We start from the raw sequence: 15,922 nt of genomic DNA, 5'->3' as shown, positions 1-15,922 counted from the left end.
CCGTGCAACCAACGCCGTGGCAGACGGAGTTGCGCGGACCCGCGGGCTGCCCGGCCGCCGGGTTTCGGCGGGGGGCGCCGCCGTCCGGGACCGGTGCAAGGTCAACTCCCGTACGGTCCGGCAGACATGCGCCCCGGGCGGAGCCCTCAGCGCAGGTGCGACGTCTCGTTGAACAACCGCACGCTCGCGTTGCCGTCCGCGTAGTACGCCACCGCCGACATCGACGCCGCCGACAGCTCCATGCGGAACAGGGACTCCGGCGGTGCGCCCAGGGCGAGTTGGACCAGCGTCTTGATCGGTGTCACGTGCGTGACGAGCAGGACCGTACGGCCCGCGTACGTCCTGACGAGCCGCTCGCGGGCCTCTTCCACCCGGGCCGCGACCTCGGTGAAGCTCTCGCCGCCGCCGGTCGGTGCCACGTCCGGGGACGCCAGCCACGCGTCGAGGTCGGCGGGGTGCCGTTCGCGTGCCTCGGCGAACGTCAGGCCCTCCCAGGCGCCGAAGTCGGTCTCGCGCAGGCCCTCTTCGATCACCACATCCAGGCCCAGGCGGCCGGCGACGATCGCCGCCGTCTCACGGGTGCGCGCGAGCGGCGAGGCGACGACGGCCTGCACGGTGCCGCGCTCCGCCAGCGCCTTCGCGGCCCGCTCGGCCTGCTCGCGGCCCGTGCCGGACAGCGACGGGTCGGTGCCGCCGCTGCCGGAGAACCGCTTCTGCGGGGTCAGCGGCGTCTCGCCGTGCCGCAGCAGTACGAACGTGGCGGGCGCCCCGAGGTCCGGCGGTGCCGCCCAGCCGACGGACGGGGACGGGGAGGACGAGGACTTGGTGCCGGCGGCGGCCGCCACGTTGCGCGCGGCCCGTACGTCCGCGCCGTCCTTCGCCGCGCGGTCCGCCGCGCCCCCGGCTCCCGCGGCCCTCGCACCGCCGTCCGCGGCACTCCGCAGTTCCGCCGTCGAGTCCGACGCCGACCACTGTTCGCCGCGGGCGCCCGCGTCCATCGCCTCGTTGGCCAGCCGGTCCGCGTGCTTGTTCTGCGCGCGCGGGATCCACTCGTAGGTGACCCGGCCCGCCGGGAACACCGCGCGGGCCTCCTCGGCGAGCGGCCGCATCGCGGGGTGCTTGATCTGCCAGCGGCCCGACATCTGCTCGACGACGAGCTTGGAGTCCATCCGCACGTGCACCCTGGCCTCGGGGTCCAGCGCGTGCGCGGCGCGCAGGCCGGCCACCAGGCCCCGGTACTCGGCGACGTTGTTGGTGACGACGCCCAGGTACTCGGCGGCCTCGGCGAGGGTCTCCCCGCCGGACGCGTCGAGCACGACGGCGCCGTAGCCCGCGGGCCCCGGGTTGCCGCGCGAACCGCCGTCGGCCTCGACGATGAACTCCCGCACGACCGGGCTCCCTTACAGGCCGGAGTCGGAGGTGCGCACCAGGATGCGGCCGCAGTTCTCACAGCGCACGACGGTGTCGGGGGCGGCGGCGCGGACCTCGTTCAGGTCGCTGATCGCCAGCTCCTGACGGCAGCCCTGGCAGGTGCGCTGGTACAGCTTGGCCGCGCCGACGCCGCCCTGCTGGCCGCGCAGCTTGTCGTAGAGCTTCAGCAGGTCGGCGGGGACGGCCCCGGCGACGACCTCGCGCTCGCGGGTCACCGAGGCGGCCTCGGTGTCGATCTCGTTGAACGCGGCGTCCCGGCGGCCGGTCGCGTCCGCGATCTTCGCCTCCACGGAGGAGACGCGCTCGGTCAGCTCGGCGGCCCGCTCCTGGGCGGCCTCGCGGCGCTCCATGACCTCCAGGACGACGTCCTCCAGGTCACCCTGCCGCTTGGCGAGCGAGGTGATCTCGCGCTGGAGGTTCTCCAGGTCCTTGGAGGAGGTGACGGCACCGGAGTCGAGGCGCTGCTGGTCGCGGACGGCGCGCTGGCGCACCTGGTCCACGTCCTGCTCGGCCTTCGTCTGCTCGCGGGCGCAGTCGCTCTCCTCGGTCTGCGAGGCGACGAGCAGGTCGCGGAGCTGGGTGTGGTCCTTGGACAGCGACTCGATCTCGGCGTGCTCCGGCAGCGACCTGCGGCGGTGCGCGAGCTGCTGGAGGCGTACGTCCAGGGCCTGGACGTCGAGGAGTCGGATCTGGTCGGCGGGCGCGGCGTTCAGTTGGGGGCTCCAGGAGTGCTTGGCGGGGTGGACGCCGCGTGGGCGGTCCAGGGGTCGGTGACCGTGCGGGACACGTGGACGCGGAGGTCCCATCCGTTCCGGTCGGAAATCTCGTCGAGCTGGCTCGCGGCCAGCTCGCACCAGGGCCACTCGGTGGCCCAGTGCGCCGCGTCGAGCAGCGCGAGAGGACTGTGGGGACCGTGGCCGCGGTCCGCGGCGAACTCGGACACCGGGTGGTGGCGCAGGTCCGCGGTGAGGAAGGCGTCGACGCCGGCGGCGCGCACGTGGTCGAAGAGGCTGTCGCCGGAGCCGCCGCTGACGGCGACCGTGCGGACGAGTGCCTCGGGGTCGCCCGCGACGCGGATGCCCTGCGCGGTGGCGGGCAGCCGCTCGGCGGCACGGGCCGCGAACTCGCGGACGGTCAGCGGGTGGTCGAGCGCGCAGATCCGGCCGAGGCCGCGACGCCCTTCGGGGTCGCCCGCGTCCGGCACCAGGGGGCCGGTGACGCGCAGGTCGAGGGCGGCGGCGAGCGCGTCGCTGACCCCGGGGTCGGCGGTGTCGGCGTTGGTGTGCGCGACGTGCAGGGCGATGTCGTGCTTGATCAGGGTGTGCACCACGCGGCCCTTGAAGGTGGACGCCGCGACCGTCGTCGTGCCGCGCAGATAGAGGGGGTGGTGGGTGACGAGCAGGTCGGCGCCCAGCTTCACCGCCTCGTCGACGACGTCCCGCACGGGGTCCACCGCGAACAGGACCCGGGAGACCGGCTGGTCCGGATCGCCCACGACGGTGCCGACCGCGTCCCAGGACTCGGCCCGTTCGGCGGGCCACAGGTTCTCCAACGCGGCGATGACTTCAGACAGACGGGGCACGGGAGCAAGGCTACCTGGCGGTTCTGCCGGGCTGAACCGCTGACCGCCGCACGACCGGTCACCCTCCGAGGTCCCCGCCGGTCCACCGCCGGTCCACCGCCGGACACCCTCCGGATCCGCGCGGATCCGTGACCGGCCCCGGTCGATCCAGCGCCTGTCCACCACCCGTCCGCGGCCCGCCCGCGGCCCGCCCCCGGCCCGCCTGCGACCCGTCCGCGCCCCGTCCCCCGTCCGTCGCGGGTGCCCCGGCGGAGCGGCCGCCGGTTCCGCCCTGCCACCCCGCCGCCCGCTCAGCACAGCCGTCCCTGTTTCCTCAGGTGAACCGCCGTGTGGCCACCCTTATGTGTGAAGTGACGGCCCGGCGGTCCCCCGCCCGTGCGTACGAAACTAGCTTCGTCGCCGGAGGTGACCGAACGATGACGGCCTGTGCGCCCCCCGAACTCTCGGTTCCGCCCGAGCGGCCCGAGCAGGGGGCATCCCCGCCACCCGTCGCGGCCGACGGCGAGGACGATCCGGTGCCGCGAACGCTGTGCGCGATCTCCGCGGAAGGCGCCTACGCCGCCCGGCTCGCCGGTGCGGGCGACGCCCTGTACCCCGAGCGCTGGACGCTGGACGGCCCCGAGCCGTACGCCGTGCCGCTGCCGGGCAGTCAGCCGGAGGACCCCGGCACCGAGGTCCAGCCCATGGGCGACGGACGGGTGCTCGTGCGGCGACTGGTGGACGGCCGGCACATGTTCTCGCTCCTCTACCCGACCGGCCCCGGCACCGGTGAGCTGCCGCTCGGCGCGGTGGAGTGCCCCGACGCCGGCACCCGGCTGTGGCTGCTGCCCCCGGCACCGGGCGGCGAGCGCGCGTACGCGCTGATGGTCGGCCCGTCGTCGAGCGCGGTGTGGCTGGTGGCGGGCGGGGCCTTCGGGCCCGAGCACGTCGCCGCCGTGCCGGGCCGCTGCTCGGGCGGGGTGTGGCTGGACCGCACGGGACGCATGCTGGCCCTCGACCGGGAGGCGGACGGGCGGACCAAGACGGTCGTGGTGGACCTGGAACGCGACGGTGAGATCTCGCCCCTGCTCCAGATCGCGGCGGACAGCGACGACCGCCTGCTGTTCGCCGACCCGGACAGCGGACTGCTGCTGATCGGCTCGGACGCGCCGTCGCCCGGCGTGGAGCGCCTCGGCTGGGGTGTCCTCGGCAGCGCCCTGCCGGTGCGCTTCCCCCACTGCCTGCGGATGACGGTGCAGGCACCGGCTCCCCCGCCCACCGGTTCCGCCCCGGGGCCCGCCGCGGAAACCGCCGCCGGCACCAACCCCGAAGCGCAGCCCAACACCCCTTCCCCTGAGGGAAGTTCGGAGCCGCCCCGGGTCGCGCTCACCGTGACCCCGTTCGCCGTCCAGCCCGGCCAGGTACTGACCCCGGAGCGCTGCGCCGTGGCCCTGCGCGTGGACGGACCCACGGGATGCTGGGTCGGCGTGTGGCGTCCGGCCGAGCGGCAGGTGCGTCATCTCGCCGCCCCCCAGGGGTGGTTGACGGGCACCGGCCTGTTCACACCCGAGGGTGAACTTCAACTCCCGTTCTCCACACCCGAGGTGCCCTGCGGAGTGGCCCGAGTGCCGGTGCCCGTCTGGGAGTCGGCCATCACCACCGACCGCACCTCGCGCGACGCCGCGAGCGGCATCCGCACGGAGCGGACGGAGGGGTACGACACGGACGGCCGCGGCCAGGCGTTCGGCACGGGGCCCGGATCCCGGTCCGGGACGACGGGCGGCGACGGTCACGCGGACGCGGACGAGGGCGCGGTCAGGGACCCGGCCGGCGTGGAGGGCGCCGCCGGGCCGGCGGCCGGGGCCCCGGACACCGGGCCGCCGCAACCCGTCGTGCCGCGCCCCGTGCCGTTGCAGCAGGCACCGCTCGGCGGTCTTGTAACGAAGTAGTGCCGGTTGGTCGATCCGTGTGGAAAGGGCTCCGGACCGGGAAGTTAGACTCCTCCGGCTGTTACAGAGATCATGTTGACGGGGTGAACCTTTTCCGATGAACGACACCAGCACGTCCACGCCGCTGTCCGCCGACGCCGAGGGCGACGCCGGTCACGGCAAGCACCGCGGGTCGGGCTCGTCCCAGGACGACTCGGCGGCGCCTCACGGCCGCCACCGCAAGCCCGCCCAGCAGGCCGACACCGGCGCGTGAACGAACGGCCGGCGCCGCCGACCGCGGCCCCGGCGAGAACCGGCCCCCACGGGCCGGCCCGCACCACCGAGCGTCACCCGACCCCCGACCGTCCACGACGGCGGGGGTCTTCGCGCGTCCGGGCACGCGTCCGCCACCGGCCTCCGCCCCTGCCGCCCGTACCCGACTCCCGTACGGATCAGAGGTGTTCGACGACCGTGTCGGCGAGGACCGGCGCGTCGTCCCGCTCCGGCGCCGTCACCGTCGCCGCCGTCCGTGTCCCGTCCGTCGCCCACAACCGGACGCGCAGGGTCTCCCCCGGGTAGGCGACTCCGGCGAAGCGCGCGGTGCAGGCCCGTACGCGGTCCACCTCCCCGCCGAGGACGGTGTCGACCACCGCCTTGAGCGTCGCACCGTACGTGCACAGCCCGTGCAGGACCGGTCGGCCGAACCCGGCGCGGGCCGCGAAGCCGGGGTCGGCGTGCAGCGGGTTCAGGTCGCCGTTGAGGCGGTAGAGCAGGGCCTGGTCCTCCCGCAGCGGCAGGTCCAGGACGCGGTCGGGCGGGCCGTCCGGCGGCGCCTGGCCCGCGGAGGGGCCGCGTTCGCCGCCCCAGCCGCCCGCGCCGCGTACGAAGATGCGCGCCTCGTCCGTCCACAACGGCCCGTCCGCGTCGGCCACTTCGGTGCGGTGGACGAGGACGGCCGCGCTGCCCTTGTCGTACACCGCGGTGATCCGCGAGGTGGCCGTGGCCCGCCCCTCGACCGGCAGCGGGCGGTGCGCGACGAGCCGCTGGCCGCCGTGCAGGACGGACGCCAGGTCGACGTCGACGCCGGGTGCGGACAGGCCGGCGACGACACCGGGCTCCCCGCCGCCCGCGACGGTGGCGAAGCTCGGCAGGACGTGCAGCCGGGACTCCAGGGTGTAGCGGAGCTCGCCCGGGTCGGTCGCCGGAATGCCGGCGCCGATGCTCAGGTGGTAGAGCTGCACGTCCTTGCGGCCCCAGGTGAGCACGGCGGTACGGGGAGCGGCGGCGAGGGCCCGCGCTGCGTCGATGGGCATGGAACTCCTGGTCGGCGGGTGGGTCGACTCCCCTGTATAACCCGGGCCGGGCGGGCGGACGGGCGACCGTGACATTTGTCCTGCCGCAAGCCGTACATGCTCCTCTGCCCGCCGGGCGCGGTGCTGCGTAGCGTGAAAGGCGGAAGACAACGGGTGTGACCGCAGGGGGACGGAGAGCGGAGATGTCGGACAGTCGCAGCGAGCAGACCGGCGCACGGACCGGTGAGCAGGAGTGCCGGGCGGACGGGGCGGACGGCACGCACGGCGCGTGTGGGCCCGGACGGTCCCGGAACCCGTTCGCCCAGGTGCTGGCCGAGCGGCGCCGGGCGCGCCGGGAGTGGCACGAGCAGTGGGGTCCGCAGCGCGCGGCCTTCCGGGCGCGGGGCGGCTCGAAGTCCTTGCGGGACGGGGAGTTGGGCCCGGCGCCGAGCGGTTTCACCCTGCTGCCCTGGCTGTTGATGGGGCTCGGCTCCTTCTCCAACCTGCTCCAGGGCAAGGACGCCAACCCGTGGATCGGCGGCATCGGCCTGTTCGCGTTCAACTCCCTCTACATCTCGGTGGTGTTCCGTGCCTTCGTGAAGGAGAAGCGGGACGCGCCGGCCACCCGGTGGACGCTCGTCGCGATGCTGCTGATCACCTGCGGCCTCGCGGTCGGCTACGGCGGCACGTGGCTGTACTTCTTCCCGCTGCTCGGTCTCGCGGTGGGCTCGGTGACCCGGGGCAGGCGGCTGGGCCAGTTCGCGATCGGGCTCGGCGTCCTGGCCGCCGGGGTGTCGGCGCTGGGGGACGCGGCCTTCGGCCGGCACACGGGATGGGGCGCCCTCAACATCACGTACGCCACGTTCCTGTCCACCACGGTGACCGCCGCGATCCTCTCCCTCGCCGAGGCCGTACGGGAACTGCGGGCGGCCCGGGAGGAGTTGGCCCGCCGCGCGGTGGAGAAGGAACGGCTGCGCTTCTCCCGCGACCTGCACGACCTGCTCGGCCACACCCTCTCGGTGATCGTCGTGAAGTCGGAGGCGGCCCGGCGGCTCGCCCCGCGCGACCTCGACTCGGCGCTGCTGCAGATCACCGACATCGAGTCGGTGGGCCGCCAGGCGCTGACGGAGATCCGCGAGGCGGTGACCGGCTACCGCGAGGGCAGCCTCGCCACCGAACTGGACCGCAGCGGTTCGGCCCTGTCGGCGGCCGGTGTGGTCCCGGTGGTGGACCGCTCGGGCCCGCCCCTGACGCCGCAGACCGAGGCGCTGCTCGGCTGGGTGGTGCGCGAGGCGGTGACCAACGTGGTGCGGCACAGCGGGGCGTCCCGCTGCGCGATCACGCTCACGAACACCGCCGACCGGGTCCGCCTGACGGTGGCGGACAACGGCACGGGCGCACGGGCGGCCGGGGCGGACCAGGCGCACGGCGGCGAAGCGGACGGGGAGGCCGTGGCCGAGCGGGTCGTTCCGCTCCCCGGCGCTCCCGTGCCCCCGGCCGCGCCGGTCCTGGGCGGTACCAGTACCGGTACCGGCCTGAAGGGGCTGACCGAGCGGCTGTCGGCGGCCGGCGGCCAACTGCGGGCCGGTCCGGGGGCGCGTGAGGGATTCACCGTGACCGCCGAACTGCCCACCGACTGGCACGAGTTGGCCGACGCCCCGGTCGACCCGGAACCGGGCCGCGACCGCGCGGGCCAACCCGCCTGAGAACACCCGCGCCCGCCCGCCCCGCCGGAGCCCGCCCGAACCCGCTCGGGGCCGGGGCTCCGGACCACGTTCCGGGCCGGATCCCCGGCTCCCGGCCCCTGGGCGGCTGCCGCGCGAGGATGCCGCGCCGCTGCCCGTACCGGGTGCCGATCCGTGGACCGGTCCGGAACTCGGCAGCGAGCGGCCCCGCACAAGAGGTTCACGGTCTGAGCGAGCCGGCTCGTGGCCCCGGCCGCCCGCGAGAGGATCGGCGCCGAATCCGGCGGAGCGGACCGCCACCGGGCCGGTCCGCGAGCGGGAGACCGACCCGCACGACGTGATCAGCACTCGCCGGGCAGGCCCCCGGAAAGCCCCGTCCGGCTGCACGCCGGGCGGGGTTTCGTGCGGCTCCGACCAGCAACTCCGCCCGTACTCTTGGCACATGGACGAGATGCCCCGGGACCACCGCCCCGCGAAATCCGTGCGGGTGCTCCTCGCCGAGGACCAAGGGATGATGCGCGGTGCGCTGGCCCTGCTGCTGGGCATGGAGCCCGACATCGAGGTGGTCGCGCAGGTGTCGGCCGGGGACGCCATCGTGGACGCGGTCCTCACGCACCGGCCGCACGTGGCGCTCCTGGACATCGAACTGCCGGGCCGCAGCGGCCTGGACGCGGCCGCCGACCTGCGCGACGAGGCGCCGGACTGCCGGGTGCTGATCCTGACGACCTTCGGGCGCCCCGGTTATCTGCGCCGGGCGATGGACGCGGGCGCCGCCGGGTTCCTCGTCAAGGACGGCCCGGTCGAGGAACTGGCCTCGGCGATCCGCCGGGTGCTGACCGGGGAGACGGTGGTGGATCCGGCGCTCGCGGCGGCGGCACTGAGCGCCGGTCCCAATCCGCTGACCGCGCGCGAACGGGACGTCCTGAACGCGGGGGCGGACGGGGCCACCGTCGCGGACATCGCGCGGCGCCTGCACCTGTCGGAGTCCACAGTGCGCAACTACCTCTCGTCGGCGATCGGCAAGACCACCACGCGCAACCGCATGGAGGCCACCCGCGAGGCCCGCCGCCAGGGCTGGCTCTAGGGGTTCCGAGCGGGGGCCGCGGTGCCCGGGTCCCGCTCCTCCCGCCGGAACAGCGCCGTCCACAGGAAGTCCTTGCCGAAGAGGGCGGACCCGTCCGGCTGCTCCCGCATGCGCCGCAGTTCGACCTCCGTCAGGCCGGCGAAGATCCGCCGCAGCGCGTCCGGCGTGTAGGCGAGACCGCCCTGGAGGCCGCGTGGCGCTCCGCCCGCCGCGGCACGGTAGAACGCGGCGTCGGGCAGTTCGCTGCCCATGCCGCCGGAGGCGAAGCAGGCGAGGCCGAAGTGGCCGCCGGGGGCGAGGACCCGGTCGAGGAGCGCCAGGTAGCTGACGCGGCGGTGCGGCGGGAGGTGGTGGAAGCAGCCGGAGTCGTAGACGAGGTCGTACGGGCCGGAGAGGGCCGCGCCCGCCGCGCCGAAGGCGTCCCCGCAGTGCAGGCGGACGTCGGCGCCGGCCGCGCGGGCCCGTTCGGCGGCCCAGTCGACCGCGCGCGGCGAGAGGTCGACGGCGTCCACCGTGAAGCCGCGCGCCGCGAGGTGCAGGGCGTTGCGGCCGGGCCCGCAGCCGAGGTCCAGGGCGCGCCCGGGGCGGAGCAGGCCGGTGTCGAGGTGGGCGGCGAGGTTCTCGTCCGGTTTCGCCGTGAAGAAGGGCACCGGACGCGTGCGGTCGTCGTAAAACCCGTCCCACCATCCGGACCCGCCGTCCGTCCAGCGGTCGGCCTCCGGTGCGAACAGGCCGTCGAGCAGGCGCAGTACGTCGTCCACGGTGCGGATGTCACGGTCCATTCGGCTCCCCCGCGCCCCGGCCCGGCGGTACCCGGGCCCCTGTCCGACGGTGCGTCAGATGTTCATGTAACGGTCAAGAATCCGGCCGGGCGGCCCCGGCCGGAATAGTTGCCCGGACGTACGGGGTTCATCCTGCACGTATCTCGCTCCTGTCCCGCTCCGATCCCGGAGAAACGCCCGCCGGTCACCGGTCACTGTCCGCCGTTCACCGTTCACCGCGTTCACCCCGACCCGATTCGGTCCACGACTCGGCTCGGCCCTCCGCCGCGATCCGACTCGACCAGCCGTTTTCGTTCCGACCCGACCTTTCGCACCTCTCAGGCCCGGAGGCCTCATTCCATGACGCACACGACGACCGACCGGCCCACGGGAAGGACCAGCGGGGCCGTCGTCCCGGTGCTCGCCTTCGCGGGCATCGTTGTCGCGGTCATGCAGACTCTGCTCGTTCCCGTCATCAAGGACCTGCCGCAACTGCTGCACACGGGGTCCAGCAACGCGACCTGGGTGCTGACCTCGACTCTCCTGTCCGGAGCCGTGGCCACGCCGATCATGGGACGCCTCGGCGACCTGTACGGCAAGCGGCGGATGCTGATCCTCAGCCTCGCCGTCATGGTGGTGGGCGCGCTCGTCAGCGCGCTGACCAGTGACCTGATCACGATGATCGTGGGCCGCGCGCTCCAGGGCTTCGCGATGGGCGCCATCCCGCTCGGCATCGGCCTGATGCGGGACATGCTGCCGCGCGAGAAGCTCGGGTCGGCCATGGCCCTCATGAGCTCCTCCATAGGCGTGGGCGGCGGTCTCGCGCTGCCCCTCGCCGCGCTCGTCGCCCAGCACGCCGACTGGCACGCGCTGTTCTACGGCTCGGCCGGCCTCGGCGTCCTGTGCATCGCGCTGATCCTCGGCGTCGTGCCGGAGTCCCCGATGCGCGCACGGGGCACCTTCGACACCCCGGGCGCGCTCGGTCTGTCCGCCGGCCTGGTGCTGCTGCTCCTGCCCGTCACCAAGGGCAGCGACTGGGGCTGGACCTCGGCCACCACGCTCGGCCTGTTCGGTGCGGCCGTGGCCGTGCTGCTGCTGTGGGGCCTGTACGAACTGCGCATCTCCGCCCCGCTCGTGGACCTGCGCACCACCGCACGGCGCGAGGTGCTCCTCACCAACCTCACGTCGATCATGGTCGGCGTCTCCTTCTACGTCGTCTCGCTGGTGCTCCCGCAGCTCCTCCAGCTCCCCTCCGCCACCGGGTACGGCCTCGGCCAGTCGATGGTCGTCGCCGGTCTGTGCGTGGCCCCGCTGGGCCTGACGATGATGTTCACCGCCCCGGTGTACGCCCGGCTGTCCGCCCGGTTCGGCCCCAAGGCGACCCTCATCCTCGGCCTGGTGATCATCGGTATCGGCTACGGCGCCGGTATCGGCCTGATGAGCGCCGCCTGGGAGACCGTGCTCGTCTCCGTCGTCCTCGGCGCCGGCATCGGTCTCGCCTACTCCTCCCTGCCCGCCCTGATCGTCGGCGCGGTGCCGGCCTCGGAGACGGGCGCCGCCAACGGCCTCAACACCCTGATGCGGTCCATCGGCACGTCCACCTCCAGCGCCGTCATCGGCATGGTGCTCGCGAACACCGCGCACCAGACCAACGGCATCGCGGTGCCGACCATGCACGGCTTCCGCGTCTCGTTCCTGATCGCCACCGTCGCGGTGGCCGGCGGCCTGGTCCTGGCGCTGTTCCTGCCGGGCCGGCGTCCCGCGGGCCACACCCAGCTCCGCGCCAGCAGCGCGGAGGACGCGGTGCTGGAGCTGGCCGAGGAGGCGCTGCGTGGTTTCCGCGGCCGGGTCCTGGGCGCCGACGGCGCCCCGGTGGCGCGCGCCAAGGTCACCCTCATCGACCGGCACGGCCGGCAGGCCGGCGCCACGATGTCCGACGAGGACGGCGGTTACCTGCTCGTCGTCCCGTCCGAGGGCACGTACGTGCTCGCCGCCCGCGCCGGGGGCCACGGCCCGTACGCGTCGCACGCGACCCACGCGGGCGACGACACGCACGTGGAACTGGACCTGTCGCTGCCCGGGGACACCGTCCCGGCCTGACGGCCCGGCGCCCGCGCCGCACCCCTCCGCACCCCCTGTCGCCCGCGCGGCAGGGGGTGCGGCAGCATGGGACCCGCACCGCCCGACCGCCCCTGACCTCGTACGTCCCGCTCCCCCGCCCCGTACCGGAAGGACCCCCATGAGCACGGCACCCGAGCCGGAGATCCTGGCCGCCTTCGAGGCCGCGAAGGGGTTCATGCCCGCGGACGAGGGGCTCGCCCTGTACGCCGCGGCGCTGGACGCCGGGCGGCTGGGACTGCCGCTGCTGGAGGTCGGCACGTACTGCGGCCGTTCCACGATCCTGCTGGCCGACGCGGCCCGGCGTACGGGCGTGACCGCGCTGACGCTCGACCACCACCGCGGCAGCGAGGAGCAGCAGCCCGGCTGGGAGTACCACGACCCGCGGACGGTGGACCCGGAGATCGGTCTGATGGACACGCTGCCCACCTTCCGGCGCACCCTGCGCCGGGCCGGCCTGGAGGACCACGTGGTCGCGCTCGTCGGGCGGTCGCCGCAGGTCGCCGCGTTCTGGGGCACCCCGCTCGGGCTCGTCTTCGTGGACGGCGGGCACACCGACGAGCACGCGAACGCCGACTACGAGGGCTGGGCGCCGCACGTCGCCGAGGGCGGCCTCCTGGTGATCCACGACGTGTTCCCGGAGCCGGCGGACGAGTTCACCGGGCAGGCCCCCTACCGGGTCTACCTGCGGGCGCTGGCGTCCGGCGCCTTCACGGAGACCGCGGTGCGCGGTTCGCTGCGTGTACTGCGGCGCACCGGCGCGGGCGACGTCACCGGCCCGCCCGCCCCGGCGGCGGCCACCGCCCGCCCCTGACCCGGCGCGCGCCCCGCGCGCACGGGCCGGTTCACGCGGTGCCCCACAGGGGCCCCTATGGTGGCTCACGTGTCGTACACAGACCCCCACTTCGACCCGGAGTCCGGACCGGGGTCCGGCTCCCGCCCGCGCCGCCCCCGTCGCGGACCGCTGACCGTGGCGATCGCGGCGCTGGTCCCCGGCGCCCTGCTCGGCTGGCTCGTCTACAGCAACGTCGGCGACCACGACCGCACGCAGGGAGCCGGTTCCGTGCGCGCCGCCGGTCCGTCGGCCGACGACGGCCGCGACGGTGACGCGGGCGCCGGCGCGTCCGCCTCGCCCTCGACGACCGCGCGCGCCGACGGGCCGCTGCGCGGCAGGGTGATCGTCATCGACCCGGGCCACAACCCGACCAACTCCCTGCACACGGCGGAGATCGACCGCCAGGTGGACATCGGCACGAACCACAAGGAGTGCGACACCACCGGCACCGAGACCAACTCCGGTTACGCGGAAGCCCGGTTCACGCTCGACGTCGCGCACCGCATGCGGACGTACCTCGAACACCTGGGCGCCAAGGTCACGTTGACGCAGGACGGCGACCGGCCGTGGGGGCCCTGCGTGGACGAGCGGGCCCGGATCGGCAACGCGGCGCACGCGGACGCCGTGGTCTCCGTGCACGCGGACGGGTCGGCGGCGGGCAACCGCGGCTTCCACGTGATCCTGCCCGCGTCCGTGCACGCGGGCGGTGCCGACACCCGTGCGATCGTCGGCCCGTCGCGCGAACTGGGCACGCTGATCCGCAGCGACTTCGCCCGCGAGACGGGCACGGGAACGGCCGGCTACATCGGCGACGGCCGCGGTCTCGTCACGCGCGAGGACCTGGGCGGTCTCAATCTGTCAACGGTTCCCAAGGTGTTCGTCGAGTGCGGCAACATGCGCGATAGCAAGGACGCGGCACTGTTGACCAGCGGTGCCTGGCGGCAGAAGGCGGCACTGGGGATCTCTGAGGGAATCGTGAGTTTCCTGCGGGGGGAGCGGCCGGGGCGCTGATCCCGGCGGACAGCCCGATCGTACGGACGATACTGTCGTCCGTACGACTAGGGGCCGCCCCCGCGCTCCACTCGCGGGCCCGACGGCGACACGGGTGTCGGCGACGCCTCTACCGACGACGAGACGACCGACGAAGGACGTGAAGTGAATATTCGCTCCCTCACTAGAGGCGACGGCGTAGTGATCGGAGCAGCGGTGGTGCTGTTCATCGCGTCGTTCCTCGATTACTACTCCTACTCCACCGGGGGCTACAGCACCTCGCAGAACGCCTGGGACTCCCTGGGCATCGGCATCGGCACCTACATCGGCGGGGTCATCGGTGCCGCCCTGATCATCGTGAACCGCGCGCTGCCGCAGCCGCGGAAGGTGGCCGGGCTGGACCTCGGGACGGTCGGCACCGCGTTCACCGTCCTGGTCGCCTGGATCCTGTTCTGGTCGCTGGTGGACGTCCCGGACGGGATCGACGCGGGCGCCGGACTCATCCTCGGCTTCGTCCTGGCGCTGGTGCTCGCCGCGGCGGCCATCGCCACGGACCTGGTCCCGGCCCTCAAGGCCCCGCTCATGGGCGCCCCCCGGCCGGTCGCCCCGCAGCCCTACGGCGGCCAGCCGCAGGGCGGTTACGGCTACCCGGGCCAGCAGCAGCCGTACGGCGGCCAGCCGCAGGCGGGCCAGACCGGGCAGCCGGGCCAGCCCGCCCAGCCCTACGGCGGCCAGCCGCAGCAGGCCCAGTCGTTCGGCGGCGGTCAGCCGCAGGCGCAGCAGCCCGCCCAGCCGGCGGCCGGCTTCTCGCCCTTCTGGTTCGCGGTGCCGGAGCCGCGGCAGCTCTTCCCGGAGGACGGTTCGCAGACCCCGGTCGCCGAACTCACCCCGGGCGTCTGGTACTTGGCCCTTGAGCAGCGGGGTTCGGGCCTGCTGACCGAGGTGCAGGGCAGCAGCGTCCGCGGCGTGCTGCGGGACGCCGCGAACATCCAGCGCGGCGACTGACACCGGTCCCCGCCGCTCCACGCCGACGGCCCCCGCTCCTCGGAGCGGGGGCCGTCGGCGTCCGCACGGGCGGCGGGCGGCGAACAGGTGTCGAGGCAACGGATTCTGACGTGGCGTCAGGACTTGGTCAGCTGCGAGGCCGAGGGCACCTTGTCGGTGACCTCCGCGCCGGCGTCCTTGCCCGCGTCCTTGACCTGGCCCACGATGTCGTCGAAGGTGCCGACCACCGAGTCCGTCGAATCGCCCTTGCGGAGCTTGGACGGCAGGTCCTTGAGCGCGGCGATGCCCGCGGTCAGCGGTGCCACGGCCTTGGCCAGGGCCGGATCGCCCTTGGCGTTCACCGAGGCGGCCTTGAGCCGGTTGTACGCGAAGGCGCCGGCGGCGCCCGCCTTGACCAGGGCGACCCTGCGGCCGTCCGCGCCCTTCTTGAACTTCCCCGCCCGGTACGGCTTCACGATCCACTGGTAGGTGGCGCCCGCCGCGAGCCCGGCGTTGGCCACGAACCGGGTCTTGGCGTACTTCTGCTGCTGCGCGGAGCCGGTGGCGGTGGGCGTCGCCGCGGTGGCCGTGGCGTCGCTGTCGTCGCCGCCGCACGCCGTGACACCGGCGACGAGGGCACAGCAGAGGATGGCGGCCACCAGCAGGCGGCGGAGCGGTGCGGGCACGGGGGTCCTCCGGGAGACGTGGCTGCTCCCGGCAGCGTCACCCGGCGTCCGGGACGGTGCCACCCGGGGAGCCCGTTCGGGTCCCGGCGGGGGATGCGAACGGTTTCAACTACCACGTGTACCCGTGGGTTTCAAGCGGGGATCCGGGGCCAGACGGAGGTCATGTCTCGATATCGCAGCGGTTCCAATTCCGCGGGGACGGTCATCGCGGTGGTCGCGGACGTCATGGCCGTCATCATTGGACTGTGGATTCTGATGTACCTGCTGGACGCAAACCGGGCCAACGACCTGGTGCAGTTCGTCCACAACGTGGCCAGCTGGCTCGCCAGTTGGTCGCGAGACCTGTTCACCTTCGACGAGGCCTGGGCCCGAGTGGTCGCGGGCTACGGTCTGGCCGCGGTGGTGTACCTCTTCATAGGGCACGCCATCGCCAACCGGATGCACCGCCACTGACGGCGGGCGCTCCGGCGGCCTCGGGGCCGGGGGGGGGGGGGGGGGGGGCCCCCCCCCCGGGGGGGGGCCCCCCCCCCCCCCCCCCCCCGGCCCCCCCCCCCCCCCCCCCCCCCC

General features: G+C 74.4%; 15 protein-coding genes. 9 read left to right on the top strand and 6 right to left on the bottom strand.

Annotation, left to right across the window (positions count from 1 at the left end):
* Positions 1-146 precede the first annotated feature (146 nt).
* The 3 genes from ACFZA0_RS03070 to ACFZA0_RS03060 are packed head-to-tail and all read right to left on the bottom strand — an operon-like array spanning position 147 to position 3,013.
* On the bottom strand, positions 147-1,388 hold the full coding sequence (locus ACFZA0_RS03070; RefSeq protein WP_391010285.1) for a bifunctional RNase H/acid phosphatase: 1,242 nt from the start codon (positions 1,386-1,388) through the stop codon (positions 147-149).
* Positions 1,389-1,400: 12 nt separating this feature from the next.
* Positions 1,401-2,144, bottom strand: a complete 744-nt coding sequence (locus ACFZA0_RS03065; RefSeq protein WP_391011800.1) for a C4-type zinc ribbon domain-containing protein — start codon at positions 2,142-2,144, stop codon at positions 1,401-1,403.
* Positions 2,141-3,013, bottom strand: a complete 873-nt coding sequence (locus tag ACFZA0_RS03060; protein ID WP_391010282.1) for a Nif3-like dinuclear metal center hexameric protein — start codon at positions 3,011-3,013, stop codon at positions 2,141-2,143. Before ACFZA0_RS03060 ends, ACFZA0_RS03065 begins: the two co-directional genes overlap by 4 nt.
* A gap of 416 nt (positions 3,014-3,429) precedes the next feature.
* Between ACFZA0_RS03060 and ACFZA0_RS03055 the strand changes: the two genes are divergently transcribed.
* Together ACFZA0_RS03055 and ACFZA0_RS03050 are read left to right on the top strand one after the other, a co-directional pair.
* Positions 3,430-4,941 carry a hypothetical protein gene (locus ACFZA0_RS03055; protein ID WP_391010279.1) on the top strand — a complete coding sequence of 504 codons (1,512 nt, stop codon included), beginning with the start codon at positions 3,430-3,432 and terminating at the stop codon, positions 4,939-4,941.
* 97 nt (positions 4,942-5,038) lie between these two features.
* A complete protein-coding gene (locus tag ACFZA0_RS03050; protein WP_391010276.1) occupies positions 5,039-5,194 on the top strand; it encodes a hypothetical protein in 156 nt (51 codons plus the stop codon).
* Positions 5,195-5,372: 178 nt separating this feature from the next.
* On the opposite strand, the gene ACFZA0_RS03045 is transcribed toward ACFZA0_RS03050, so the two are convergent.
* On the bottom strand, positions 5,373-6,233 hold the full coding sequence (locus ACFZA0_RS03045; RefSeq protein ID WP_391010273.1) for a MaoC/PaaZ C-terminal domain-containing protein: 861 nt from the start codon (positions 6,231-6,233) through the stop codon (positions 5,373-5,375).
* A 182-nt stretch (positions 6,234-6,415) separates the two neighbouring features.
* Between ACFZA0_RS03045 and ACFZA0_RS03040 the strand changes: the two genes are divergently transcribed.
* Both ACFZA0_RS03040 and ACFZA0_RS03035 read left to right on the top strand, forming a co-directional pair.
* Entirely contained in the window at positions 6,416-7,918 is a 1,503-nt protein-coding gene (locus tag ACFZA0_RS03040; protein WP_391010270.1) for a histidine kinase, read from the top strand.
* A gap of 421 nt (positions 7,919-8,339) precedes the next feature.
* Positions 8,340-8,981 carry a response regulator gene (locus ACFZA0_RS03035; RefSeq protein ID WP_391010267.1) on the top strand — a complete coding sequence of 214 codons (642 nt, stop codon included), beginning with the start codon at positions 8,340-8,342 and terminating at the stop codon, positions 8,979-8,981.
* Here ACFZA0_RS03035 and ACFZA0_RS03030 read toward each other — a convergent pair.
* Positions 8,978-9,763 carry a methyltransferase domain-containing protein gene (locus ACFZA0_RS03030; RefSeq protein WP_391010264.1) on the bottom strand — a complete coding sequence of 262 codons (786 nt, stop codon included), beginning with the start codon at positions 9,761-9,763 and terminating at the stop codon, positions 8,978-8,980. The genes ACFZA0_RS03035 and ACFZA0_RS03030 overlap by 4 nt on opposite strands.
* Before the next feature lie 339 nt (positions 9,764-10,102).
* Between ACFZA0_RS03030 and ACFZA0_RS03025 the strand changes: the two genes are divergently transcribed.
* The 4 genes from ACFZA0_RS03025 to ACFZA0_RS03010 all read left to right on the top strand — a co-directional run bounded on the left by ACFZA0_RS03025 (position 10,103) and on the right by ACFZA0_RS03010 (position 14,690).
* On the top strand, positions 10,103-11,842 hold the full coding sequence (locus ACFZA0_RS03025; RefSeq protein WP_391010261.1) for an MFS transporter: 1,740 nt from the start codon (positions 10,103-10,105) through the stop codon (positions 11,840-11,842).
* Positions 11,843-11,981: 139 nt separating this feature from the next.
* Positions 11,982-12,674 carry a class I SAM-dependent methyltransferase gene (locus tag ACFZA0_RS03020; protein WP_391010258.1) on the top strand — a complete coding sequence of 231 codons (693 nt, stop codon included), beginning with the start codon at positions 11,982-11,984 and terminating at the stop codon, positions 12,672-12,674.
* Positions 12,675-12,743: 69 nt separating this feature from the next.
* The gene (locus tag ACFZA0_RS03015) at positions 12,744-13,706 is read left to right on the top strand and encodes an N-acetylmuramoyl-L-alanine amidase (RefSeq protein ID WP_391010255.1); all 963 of its coding nucleotides are present in this window, start codon (positions 12,744-12,746) and stop codon (positions 13,704-13,706) included.
* 144 nt (positions 13,707-13,850) lie between these two features.
* Positions 13,851-14,690, top strand: coding sequence for a hypothetical protein (locus ACFZA0_RS03010; RefSeq protein WP_391010253.1), 840 nt, complete (start codon positions 13,851-13,853; stop codon positions 14,688-14,690).
* Positions 14,691-14,806: 116 nt separating this feature from the next.
* On the opposite strand, the gene ACFZA0_RS03005 is transcribed toward ACFZA0_RS03010, so the two are convergent.
* Complete coding sequence (locus ACFZA0_RS03005; RefSeq protein WP_391010250.1) at positions 14,807-15,355, bottom strand: hypothetical protein; 549 nt, start codon at positions 15,353-15,355, stop codon at positions 14,807-14,809.
* 162 nt (positions 15,356-15,517) lie between these two features.
* On the opposite strand from ACFZA0_RS03005, the gene ACFZA0_RS03000 reads away from it, so the two are divergent.
* Positions 15,518-15,808: a hypothetical protein gene (locus ACFZA0_RS03000; RefSeq protein ID WP_391010247.1), complete on the top strand. Its 291-nt coding sequence runs from the start codon at positions 15,518-15,520 to the stop codon at positions 15,806-15,808.
* The last annotated feature ends 114 nt before the right edge of the window (positions 15,809-15,922 follow it).

The sequence above is a fragment of the Streptomyces sp. NPDC008150 genome (assembly GCF_042956945.1).
Taxonomy (GTDB): Bacteria; Actinomycetota; Actinomycetes; order Streptomycetales; family Streptomycetaceae; genus Streptomyces.
This window is presented reverse-complemented; position numbering and strand designations above follow the sequence as displayed.

Coding starts and splice junctions, on each gene's coding strand:
- ACFZA0_RS03055 (WP_391010279.1), top strand. CDS start 3,430: ATGACGGCCTGTGCGCCCCCCGAACTCTCGGTTCCGCCCGAGCGGCCC.
- ACFZA0_RS03050 (WP_391010276.1), top strand. CDS start 5,039: ATGAACGACACCAGCACGTCCACGCCGCTGTCCGCCGACGCCGAGGGC.
- ACFZA0_RS03045 (WP_391010273.1), bottom strand. CDS start 6,233: ATGCCCATCGACGCAGCGCGGGCCCTCGCCGCCGCTCCCCGTACCGCC.
- ACFZA0_RS03040 (WP_391010270.1), top strand. CDS start 6,416: ATGTCGGACAGTCGCAGCGAGCAGACCGGCGCACGGACCGGTGAGCAG.
- ACFZA0_RS03035 (WP_391010267.1), top strand. CDS start 8,340: ATGGACGAGATGCCCCGGGACCACCGCCCCGCGAAATCCGTGCGGGTG.
- ACFZA0_RS03030 (WP_391010264.1), bottom strand. CDS start 9,763: ATGGACCGTGACATCCGCACCGTGGACGACGTACTGCGCCTGCTCGAC.
- ACFZA0_RS03025 (WP_391010261.1), top strand. CDS start 10,103: ATGACGCACACGACGACCGACCGGCCCACGGGAAGGACCAGCGGGGCC.
- ACFZA0_RS03020 (WP_391010258.1), top strand. CDS start 11,982: ATGAGCACGGCACCCGAGCCGGAGATCCTGGCCGCCTTCGAGGCCGCG.
- ACFZA0_RS03000 (WP_391010247.1), top strand. CDS start 15,518: ATGTCTCGATATCGCAGCGGTTCCAATTCCGCGGGGACGGTCATCGCG.